At 56.3% G+C, this 1,394-nt stretch carries 1 rRNA gene; it reads right to left on the bottom strand.

The features are described 5' to 3' along the window. Positions 1-2: 2 nt before the first annotated feature. Positions 3-1,394, bottom strand: a 23S ribosomal RNA gene (locus AB0E96_RS41155); the annotation flags it as partial.

Below are 1,394 nucleotides of genomic sequence, written 5' to 3'. Positions count from 1 at the left end.
CTGAGGACAAGCCCTCGGCCTATTAGTACCGGTCAACTCCACCCCTCACAGGGCTTCCATATCCGGCCTATCAACCCAGTCGTCTACTGGGAGCCTTACCCTCTCAAGGAGGTGGGAGTGCTCATCTCGAAGCAGGCTTCCCGCTTAGATGCTTTCAGCGGTTATCCCTCCCGAACGTAGCCAACCAGCCATGCCCTTGGCAGGACAACTGGCACACCAGAGGTTCGTCCGTCCCGGTCCTCTCGTACTAGGGACAGCCCTTCTCAACACTCCTACGCGCACAGCGGATAGGGACCGAACTGTCTCACGACGTTCTAAACCCAGCTCGCGTACCGCTTTAATGGGCGAACAGCCCAACCCTTGGGACCTACTCCAGCCCCAGGATGCGACGAGCCGACATCGAGGTGCCAAACCATCCCGTCGATATGGACTCTTGGGGAAGATCAGCCTGTTATCCCCGGGGTACCTTTTATCCGTTGAGCGACGGCGCTTCCACAAGCCACCGCCGGATCACTAGTCCCTACTTTCGTACCTGCTCGACCCGTCAGTCTCACAGTCAAGCTCCCTTGTGCACTTACACTCAACACCTGATTGCCAACCAGGCTGAGGGAACCTTTGGGCGCCTCCGTTACCCTTTAGGAGGCAACCGCCCCAGTTAAACTACCCACCAGACACTGTCCCTGATCCGGATCACGGACCCAGGTTAGACATCCAGCACGACCAGAGTGGTATTTCAACGGCGACTCCACAACAACTGGCGTTGCTGCTTCACAGTCTCCCACCTATCCTACACAAGCCGAACCGAACACCAATATCAAGCTATAGTAAAGGTCCCGGGGTCTTTCCGTCCTGCTGCGCGAAACGAGCATCTTTACTCGTAATGCAATTTCACCGGGCCTATGGTTGAGACAGTCGAGAAGTCGTTACGCCATTCGTGCAGGTCGGAACTTACCCGACAAGGAATTTCGCTACCTTAGGATGGTTATAGTTACCACCGCCGTTTACTGGCGCTTAAGTTCTCAGCTTCGCCCCGACGAATCAGAGCTAACCGGTCCCCTTAACGTTCCAGCACCGGGCAGGCGTCAGTCCGTATACATCGCCTTACGGCTTCGCACGGACCTGTGTTTTTAGTAAACAGTCGCTTCTCGCTGGTCTCTGCGGCCACCCCCAGCTCGGAGTGCAAGACTCGTCACCAGGAATGGCCCCCCTTCTCCCGAAGTTACGGGGGCATTTTGCCGAGTTCCTTAACCATAGTTCACCCGAACGCCTCGGTATTCTCTACCTGACCACCTGAGTCGGTTTGGGGTACGGGCCGCCATGAAACTCGCTAGAGGCTTTTCTCGACAGCATAGGATCATCCACTTCACCACAATCGGCTCGGCATCAGGTCTCAG

The sequence above is a fragment of the Kitasatospora sp. NPDC036755 genome, from assembly GCF_040636595.1.
In the GTDB taxonomy this organism is placed as follows: Bacteria; Actinomycetota; Actinomycetes; order Streptomycetales; family Streptomycetaceae; genus Kitasatospora.
Note: the sequence above shows the minus strand (reverse complement) of the source record. Positions and strands in the feature narration are given on the sequence as shown.